We start from the raw sequence: 7,735 nt of genomic DNA, 5'->3' as shown, positions 1-7,735 counted from the left end.
TATCCGTCGTGGGCGCAGGAAATTTGAGAGGAGCTGTCCTTAGTACGAGAGGACCGGGATGGACGCACCGCTGGTGTACCAGTTGTCTTGCCAAAGGCATCGCTGGGTAGCTATGTGCGGACGGGATAAGTGCTGAAAGCATCTAAGCATGAAGCCCCCCTCGAGATGAGATTTCCCATAGCGCAAGCTAGTAAGAACCCTGAAAGATGATCAGGTTGATAGGTCAGAGGTGGAAGCGCGGTGACGTGTGGAGCTGACTGATACTAATCGTTCGAGGACTTAACCAAATAGAAAAGCGGAGGCGACTGGTCAACTTCGACAGACGTTGGAGGGCCGGCACTACAGATCCTGGTTTTGGATTAGTAGGGACGGATCGAAACGGCCGAGAAGTTAGGAGCCAAAGCTGGATAAAACATAGCAATATGAATAGGATGAACTCGGTTTTACAAAACTTCTTCTACATTATCTAGTTTTGAGGGAATGAAAATTTTTATAAATTTCCTCTTGCAATATCTGAAAAAGACAGTATAATAATAAATGTCTTATCAATAGTCTGGTAATTAAGGCGAGAAGGTCACACCCGTTCCCATACCGAACACGGAAGTTAAGCTTCTCAGCGCCGATGGTAGTTGGGGCAGGCGCCCCTGTGAGAGTAGGACGTTGCCAGGCTGTTATATTATTCCGCAGTAGCTCAGTGGTAGAGCTATCGGCTGTTAACCGATCGGTCGTAGGTTCGAGTCCTACCTGCGGAGCCATTCTTTTGGAGAGCTGTCCGAGTGGCCGAAGGAGCACGATTGGAAATCGTGTAGGCGGGTAACCCTGTCTCAAGGGTTCAAATCCCTTGCTCTCCGCCATTAATGTCTTTAAAAGTCTGGCCCCTTGGTCAAGTGGTTAAGACACCTCCCTTTCACGGAGGTAACACGGGTTCGAATCCCGTAGGGGTCACCATTCAATATGTGGAGGATTAGCTCAGCTGGGAGAGCATCTGCCTTACAAGCAGAGGGTCGGCGGTTCGAGCCCGTCATCCTCCACCATATAATTTTAAACTGTAAGTAGTATCAATTGAGTTGCTATTTGAATAGGCTAAATAAGATTGATATAGTTCATGAGGTTATGGCATGGATAACAAGTTTCATTTATTATTGTCGCGGGGTGGAGCAGTCTGGTAGCTCGTCGGGCTCATAACCCGAAGGTCGCAGGTTCAAATCCTGTCCCCGCAATTCGGTCTGGTAGTTCAGTTGGTTAGAATGCCTGCCTGTCACGCAGGAGGTCGCGGGTTCGAGTCCCGTCCAGACCGCCATTTATTTTATTGGCGACTAGCTCAGTCGGTAGATTACGATTGAATAAGCTACAGAGAAATGGCTTCAGCGAACTCATCGAGCTGCTGCTTGAATAAGCTTTCTGAGATGAGGACGAAGGTATGATCACCTTCAAAGTATAGGAAATAATATTATATATGTGGCTCAGTAGCTCAGTCGGTAGAGCAAAGGACTGAAAATCCTTGTGTCGGCGGTTCGATTCCGTCCTGAGCCACCATTTGTTTTTTACTTATTTATATGTGGAGGGGTAGCGAAGTGGCTAAACGCGGCGGACTGTAAATCCGCTCCCTCCGGGTTCGGCGGTTCGAATCCGTCCCCCTCCACCATTTATAGGGGTATAGTTTAAAGGTAGAACGAAGGTCTCCAAAACCTTTGGTGTGGGTTCAATTCCTACTACCCCTGCCAATCTAAATAATTTAATTATGGCGGTTGTGGCGAAGTGGTTAACGCACCTGATTGTGGTTCAGGCATTCGTGGGTTCGATTCCCATCAGTCGCCCCATAATTGTTTTAGTGATTTTTAGGAATTATCATTGGGCTATAGCCAAGCGGTAAGGCATCGCACTTTGACTGCGACATGCGTTGGTTCAAATCCAGCTAGCCCAGCCAATTTGCGGAAGTAGTTCAGTGGTAGAACACCACCTTGCCAAGGTGGGGGTCGCGGGTTCGAATCCCGTCTTCCGCTCCATAATATGGCGGCATAGCCAAGTGGTAAGGCAGAGGTCTGCAAAACCTTTACCACCGGTTCGAATCCGGTTGCCGCCTTCAAAACTATTAATTTTTTTTGCCGGGGTGGCGGAACTGGCAGACGCACAGGACTTAAAATCCTGCGGTAGGTGACTACCGTACCGGTTCGATTCCGGTCCTCGGCATCACTCAATTAGTTTTATTACGCCGGTGTGGCGGAATTGGCAGACGCGCACGACTCAAAATCGTGTTCCTCTGGAGTGCCGGTTCGACCCCGGCCACCGGTATTATCTTATAAGAAAACAGCAGAGTACGAAGTACTCTGCTGTTTTTCTATTGTTTAAGAAATTCTCCTCCCCATGATAGTTTTTCTACAAAATGTTCGAATTAAATTGGTGAGGTTGTTTGTATGCTAAAGACAAAAAGTGGAATTATTGAACGAATATTAATAGTTAAATTTGATGAGGGTTTTGGAAAAAGCAGTTTAATCAGTTTCCTGCATGGTTACGTGTTGACATCAAAGGAAAAGGACTAGTGGAAAAAGCTAGCTAATAGGTGAGGAACTCGTGATATAGCGTTTGACGTTATGAGTTTTTTGGCCGCAAAGGTGAACCAAATGCTGTTTTGTTTGCTTTACTTGTAAGTCACCTGTTCTGTTCAAATAGCAAGTGAAGAGGTCACTTTTCTTGCCTGTAAGTGACCTGATCTTTTCAAAAAGCAGCATAATAGTGTTGTAAAGGTAACCAGAGTATTTCAGCTACTGGATATTTATATCCTAATAGATTTTTTTCGACAATTTTTGCGTAAAAAGACTTGACCTCTCCAAAAAAAGTGTGTAATATTATATTGGTCAGCTCATACAATATAAAAAAATAAAAATACTTGCGGGTGTAGTTTACTGGTAAAACCTCAGCCTTCCAAGCTGATGTAGTGGGTTCGATTCCCATCACCCGCTCCATACATATTACCCAACGCAGTGTATCGTTTCATTAAGAACGATGCATTGCGTTTTTTCATTTTGAGAAAAGAGAAAAATGTTAATAAAAAAATGGCTAATTATGAATACTCTATGATTCGGCAAGAAGCTTGTCCTCCATGAACTTGGACGAACATATTCTTTAGTGATTCTGTCAGCTGTTCAGCATTCTTTACTTCGGTTGAAGGCCGTAGGTAAATTATTTGCAAGGCGTTTTTTGTTGCTGTTGTAACAGCTGCTAGGTTAGAGTCGACATAGGGGCTGCCAAAGGGTCCTGCCTTATCGGAGGAAACGATCAAATTATTTAAGGAATTTAATCGCCCATTTAAGCCTATATACTTCTCCCCTTCCTGCCCAAGACTTATTATAACTGGAGATTTCAATTGGTCGGCATCATATATTCCGATTGGTACCTGGTATTGTAAGGAGAAAAAGGTATTGAGATCTACTGCACTATGGACGGGTACTAAATAATTCTGCTTTTGAACTCTGCGATACAATGCCTCAGCGGAATGAGGGTAGCGTTTGGGGTCCTTACCAAACAATTTGAACAGCATTCTCCATTCCTGAATTCCCGGTAGTTCAGTTAGTTTGGTTTCTTCTAAATCAAAATAAATAGACTCTTGAAAAAGTTGAAGCCTGCCCTTTACCATTTGTGGAGAATCTCCGACAGTGATGTCTTTATACTCAATAATACCTAGTTTAAAAGTTGGAATCTTATCTGTGATTTCCGTTGAAACTTGAATTTCCAATGACTCCACCTCCAAATTTGACTGAAAATAGTTTATCATAAATGGATGTCCGATAAAAATATTATTAACTTAACCATAAGATATTTATAAGAGAAAGGAGGACTCCAATTGGATTTAGCAAACTTGAAACAAGAATTAATTGCTTACAGTAAAGAGATTGGTATCGATAAAATAGGTTTTACCACGGCAGACCCCTTTATGGAATTAAAGTATAGGCTGAATAAGCAGCAGGAACTTGGGTACCAATCAGGTTTTGAAGAGCCGGATATTGAAAAGAGAGTAAATCCGCATTTACTTCTTCAGGAGCCTAGGTCGATTATTTCAATCGCACTTGCTTATCCTGCAAAAATGAAAAACCGTGTGGAAGGGAAAAAAGGTGAGAGAAGAGGCTTCTTTGCTCGTGCTTCTTGGGGATTAGACTATCATCATATTTTACGTGACCGATTAAGAAAGTTAGAGGAATTCCTTTTAGGAAAAATGCCTGATGCTAGGCTAAAATCGATGGTGGATACTGGTGAGTTGTCTGATCGTGCGGTTGCACAGAGGGCAGGGATTGGCTGGAGTGGAAAAAACTGTGCAATCATTACCCCTGAATTTGGCTCTTATGTCTATTTAGGTGAGATGATTACTAGTATCCCTTTTGAACCTGATACGCCTATTGAAGACCAATGTGGTACTTGTACCGCCTGTATTGATGCTTGTCCAACTGGAGCATTGGTTCAAGGAGGACAGATTAATGCACAAAGCTGTATCGCCTATTTAACACAGACTAAAAGTCTCATCCCAGATGAATTTAGAGATAAAATTGGCAATCGAGTTTATGGCTGTGATTCCTGTCAGACTTCGTGTCCAGCGAATAAAGGAAAGGATTTTCACTTTCATGAAGAAATGGAGCCAAATCCTGAAATGGCTAAACCTTTGCTAAAGCCTATACTAAAATTAAGTAACCGTGAATTTAAAAACAAGTTTGGTGATGTTGCTGGATCTTGGAGAGGAAAAAAACCGATTCAAAGAAATGCCATCATAGCACTTGCACATTTTAAAGATGCAACAGCCATTCCAAATTTAATTGATGTATTGGAAAATGATCCGAGTCCAACCTTAAAAGGAACGGCCGCTTGGGCATTAGGAAAAATTGGCGGCGATACGGCCTTAACAGCGCTAGAAATGGCTCTAGAGAAGGAACCTGATACAGAGGTTTTGATTGAAATAAAAAAAGGCTTGAAACTATGCAAAAAGTAAACCTCGGGTGGGTTTACTTTTTTTGATTAGATTTTCTTTTTCATACATATGAATGGAAAGGAAAGGGGAGATCAAAAATGCATGATTCTTTTCAAAAACTTTTTGACAGCAGGATAGAGCAGTTTGTATCCACTTCTAGAACTTCAATCAATTATCAAAAGGCGATAAAAAAAATCGACACTTTAGCAAAGAGAAATGCGGAGATTGTGAAAGCAAAAGCAGCCGGTAGAATTTTAGAAAGGGAAGAAGATGGTGAATTTCATTCGTTAAAATATCTAGTTCATTATCAATTTTTAATAAAACAAAATGGAACCTTTATTCAGGAAGAGGAAGTTGAAACAAGGCTGTGTAAGTTTTACAGGAATGATTTAATTATGGATGAGGAAATCATTGAATTAAATGAATTACCGGATGACTCTGAGCTTACTCGAGCTTATATTGAGGAACTCACTGATATCAGCAACAATGAGAGAGTGAGCTACAAGTATGACCGCCTCAAAGCTGTGCAGTATGCAGAGCGTTGGTGGAATAGCTATAATCCTGCATATCAGAAATTTGAGAATGACTGTACAAACTATATTTCTCAATGCCTAAGGGCGGGTGGTGCACCAATGAGGGGCAATCCTAATCGTGGGAACGGCTGGTGGTATCAAAATAAAAATTGGAGCTATAGCTGGTCAGTAGCACATGCATTACGAATATATCTTGGAAACTCGAAAAGCGGACTTCGCGCTAAGGAGGTTGGCAGCCCTGAACAATTGATGTTAGGAGATGTCATTTGCTACGATTTTGAGGGAGACGGCAGATATAACCATAATACTATTGTTACTGGGAAGGATGCATCAGGGATGCCGCTAGTCAATGCTCATACCTATAATAGCAGGGCAAGGTACTGGGCATATGAAGACTCCTCAGCATACACACCAAATATTAAATATAAGTTTTTTTCAATTGTCGATGGCTAAGCCCTATTCTTGTATGCCGATGAGAGAATGGTATAATAATTTGAAGAGTTTTTATTAGAGGTGAAGGTCATGGGCATACATGTAGTATTATATCAACCAGAAATTCCATCAAATACAGGCAATATTGCAAGAACTTGTGCAGCAACAGACACGACGTTACATTTAATTCGGCCGCTTGGTTTTTCAACCGATGATAAAATGCTAAAGAGAGCCGGATTAGATTATTGGCAGTATGTAAATATCGTCTATTATGATTCTTTGGATGATTTTTATGTGAAAAATGAGGGCGGCGAATTTTTTTATTTAACTAAATTTGGTCAAAAGCCGCATAGTACCTTTGATTATAGTGTTCCAGAAAAGGATTATTATTTTATTTTTGGGCGCGAAACAACAGGGCTGCCTCAGGACGTAAGAGAGAAAAATAAAGATAGAAGCCTCCGAATCCCAATGAATGATAATGTTCGGTCATTGAACTTATCAAATACTGCAGCCATTCTTATTTATGAAGCGTTGCGGCAGCAAGATTATCGTCATTTACTATAATGAAGAGGCCTATGTAGGTCTCTTTTGCTTAGAAAGGAAGTATTTATTATGAACGAAGTGATTACAACTATTCTTAATCATCGCTCCATCCGTCATTTTGAGGATAAGGCGTTAACAGCTGAGCAGATCAGAACGATCCTTGCTTGTGCACAAGCTGCTTCTACATCTAGCTTTATCCAGGCATATTCAATTATCGGGGTTAAGGATAAAGAAAAAAAGCAAAAGCTTGCTGAGCTTGCTGGGAACCAAGGCTATGTAGAAAAAAATGGACATTTTTTTATTTTTTGTGCTGACCTCTACCGCCATAGCCTAATAGCTGATCATTTAAAGAAGGATATTACGCCATCCATCGAAAGTACAGAAAAGTTTATGGTGGCTCTAATTGATGCAGCCTTAGCTGCCCAAAATGCTGCCATTGCTGCTGAATCGATGGGACTGGGTATTTGTTACATAGGAGGAATTCGTAATCAACTGGAGGAAGTAAAGAAGTTACTAAAAACACCAGAGAGAGTGATCCCACTATTTGGAATAGCTGTTGGCTACCCTGAAAAAACAACAGATAAAAAGCCAAGGCTACCGCTAGAACATGTCTATCATGAGGAAGAATACCAACAGAGTCAAGAGACTGCTCTCAAACAACTGAAGGTGTATGATGAAGTGATCTCGAGCTACTATCAAGAGCGGACTGGAGGCAAGCGGAAGGACCAGTGGACCGAGCAGATGGCGGCCATGCTAGAAAAACAAACACGCATGTACATGAAAGAATTCATCCAAAACAATAAAATGAATCTTAAATAAAGGCTATATCAAGGGCTTTGTTGATATTGTATCATTATGACTTGTGCTCTAGGTGCGAGACTCCTGCAGGAGCTAGGGGCAGGGGAGACCCCACAGGCGCTTAAGCGAGGGCACTGAAGAACTTCCGTTTTTTATATTTTATAAATAAGGAAAAGRCATTATGGATGAAAAAAGACAAAAAAAAGCAACTTCCTACCGAAATTCGAAGGGAAGTTGCTTATACCTCTGCCTATTTCCTATTCTTTTTCATTAAGAAGTTTTATTATCCGTTTGAGATTGACAGCGAATATGGTTGTGGCTCCTTGAATTTCCATACCAAATAAACCCGAGGATTTGGCTGTTTCAAAACCGTGCCCATGCTTGAGTTCACTATTTTTTGCTTCAATTTTATAGCGGTTTTTTGCCAGGGTTTTAAATCTTTCCGTTTCTTGAAATGCTTCCTGGTCTAGATGCT

Annotated in this window: 7 protein-coding genes, 16 tRNA genes and 2 rRNA genes; 23 read left to right on the top strand and 2 right to left on the bottom strand. The window is 41.5% G+C overall.

Translation table 11 applies throughout. The features are described from left to right. The 19 genes from BTR25_RS26345 to BTR25_RS26260 all read left to right on the top strand — a co-directional run. Nucleotides 1-287, top strand: a 23S ribosomal RNA gene (locus BTR25_RS26345); the annotation flags it as partial. 265 nt (nucleotides 288-552) lie between these two features. Beyond that, a 5S ribosomal RNA gene (gene rrf, locus BTR25_RS26340) occupies nucleotides 553-669 on the top strand. An 11-nt stretch (nucleotides 670-680) separates the two neighbouring features. Next, nucleotides 681-755: transfer RNA gene (locus BTR25_RS26335), tRNA-Asn, on the top strand. A 7-nt stretch (nucleotides 756-762) separates the two neighbouring features. Continuing rightward, a tRNA-Ser gene (locus BTR25_RS26330) sits at nucleotides 763-854 on the top strand. Nucleotides 855-873: 19 nt separating this feature from the next. Continuing rightward, nucleotides 874-948: transfer RNA gene (locus BTR25_RS26325), tRNA-Glu, on the top strand. Between the two features lie 10 nt (nucleotides 949-958). After that, nucleotides 959-1,034: transfer RNA gene (locus BTR25_RS26320), tRNA-Val, on the top strand. A 112-nt stretch (nucleotides 1,035-1,146) separates the two neighbouring features. Next, nucleotides 1,147-1,220, top strand: a tRNA-Met gene (locus BTR25_RS26315). 3 nt (nucleotides 1,221-1,223) lie between these two features. Continuing rightward, a tRNA-Asp gene (locus BTR25_RS26310) sits at nucleotides 1,224-1,300 on the top strand. A gap of 160 nt (nucleotides 1,301-1,460) precedes the next feature. Continuing rightward, nucleotides 1,461-1,536 (top strand) — tRNA-Phe (locus BTR25_RS26305). Nucleotides 1,537-1,560: 24 nt separating this feature from the next. Next, nucleotides 1,561-1,645, top strand: a tRNA-Tyr gene (locus BTR25_RS26300). Nucleotides 1,646-1,650: 5 nt separating this feature from the next. After that, a tRNA-Trp gene (locus tag BTR25_RS26295) sits at nucleotides 1,651-1,724 on the top strand. Between the two features lie 20 nt (nucleotides 1,725-1,744). Next, nucleotides 1,745-1,820 (top strand) — tRNA-His (locus BTR25_RS26290). 32 nt (nucleotides 1,821-1,852) lie between these two features. Beyond that, nucleotides 1,853-1,927, top strand: a tRNA-Gln gene (locus tag BTR25_RS26285). Nucleotides 1,928-1,931: 4 nt separating this feature from the next. Next, a tRNA-Gly gene (locus BTR25_RS26280) sits at nucleotides 1,932-2,006 on the top strand. Between the two features lie 6 nt (nucleotides 2,007-2,012). After that, nucleotides 2,013-2,083: transfer RNA gene (locus tag BTR25_RS26275), tRNA-Cys, on the top strand. 21 nt (nucleotides 2,084-2,104) lie between these two features. Beyond that, a tRNA-Leu gene (locus BTR25_RS26270) sits at nucleotides 2,105-2,190 on the top strand. A 21-nt stretch (nucleotides 2,191-2,211) separates the two neighbouring features. Then, a tRNA-Leu gene (locus BTR25_RS26265) sits at nucleotides 2,212-2,292 on the top strand. Nucleotides 2,293-2,414: 122 nt separating this feature from the next. Further along, the gene (locus BTR25_RS28590; protein ID WP_303046879.1) at nucleotides 2,415-2,540 is read left to right on the top strand and encodes a hypothetical protein; all 126 of its coding nucleotides are present in this window, start codon (nucleotides 2,415-2,417) and stop codon (nucleotides 2,538-2,540) included. A 349-nt stretch (nucleotides 2,541-2,889) separates the two neighbouring features. After that, nucleotides 2,890-2,963: transfer RNA gene (locus tag BTR25_RS26260), tRNA-Gly, on the top strand. Nucleotides 2,964-3,061: 98 nt separating this feature from the next. Here BTR25_RS26260 and BTR25_RS26255 read toward each other — a convergent pair. Then, nucleotides 3,062-3,733, bottom strand: coding sequence for a B3/B4 domain-containing protein (locus BTR25_RS26255; RefSeq protein ID WP_075690905.1), 672 nt, complete (start codon nucleotides 3,731-3,733; stop codon nucleotides 3,062-3,064). 108 nt (nucleotides 3,734-3,841) lie between these two features. Between BTR25_RS26255 and queG the strand changes: the two genes are divergently transcribed. The 4 genes from queG (at nucleotide 3,842) to nfsA (ending at nucleotide 7,281) form a co-directional block, all read left to right on the top strand. Next, complete coding sequence (gene queG, locus BTR25_RS26250; RefSeq protein WP_075690904.1) at nucleotides 3,842-4,975, top strand: tRNA epoxyqueuosine(34) reductase QueG; 1,134 nt, start codon at nucleotides 3,842-3,844, stop codon at nucleotides 4,973-4,975. 77 nt (nucleotides 4,976-5,052) lie between these two features. Next, nucleotides 5,053-5,940, top strand: a complete 888-nt coding sequence (locus BTR25_RS26245; protein WP_075690903.1) for an amidase domain-containing protein — start codon at nucleotides 5,053-5,055, stop codon at nucleotides 5,938-5,940. Nucleotides 5,941-6,009: 69 nt separating this feature from the next. Next, nucleotides 6,010-6,483, top strand: a complete 474-nt coding sequence (gene trmL, locus BTR25_RS26240; protein WP_075690902.1) for a tRNA (uridine(34)/cytosine(34)/5-carboxymethylaminomethyluridine(34)-2'-O)-methyltransferase TrmL — start codon at nucleotides 6,010-6,012, stop codon at nucleotides 6,481-6,483. Nucleotides 6,484-6,531: 48 nt separating this feature from the next. After that, nucleotides 6,532-7,281 carry an oxygen-insensitive NADPH nitroreductase gene (gene nfsA, locus BTR25_RS26235; RefSeq protein ID WP_075690901.1) on the top strand — a complete coding sequence of 250 codons (750 nt, stop codon included), beginning with the start codon at nucleotides 6,532-6,534 and terminating at the stop codon, nucleotides 7,279-7,281. 236 nt (nucleotides 7,282-7,517) lie between these two features. Here the strand turns inward: nfsA and BTR25_RS26230 are convergent. After that, a partial coding sequence (locus BTR25_RS26230; protein ID WP_075690900.1) for a transposase occupies nucleotides 7,518-7,735 on the bottom strand: 218 nt, incomplete at its 5' end.

The sequence above is a fragment of the Bacillus sp. MRMR6 genome, from assembly GCF_001940785.1.
In the GTDB taxonomy this organism is placed as follows: Bacteria; Bacillota; Bacilli; order Bacillales; family Cytobacillaceae; genus Neobacillus.
This window is presented reverse-complemented; position numbering and strand designations above follow the sequence as displayed.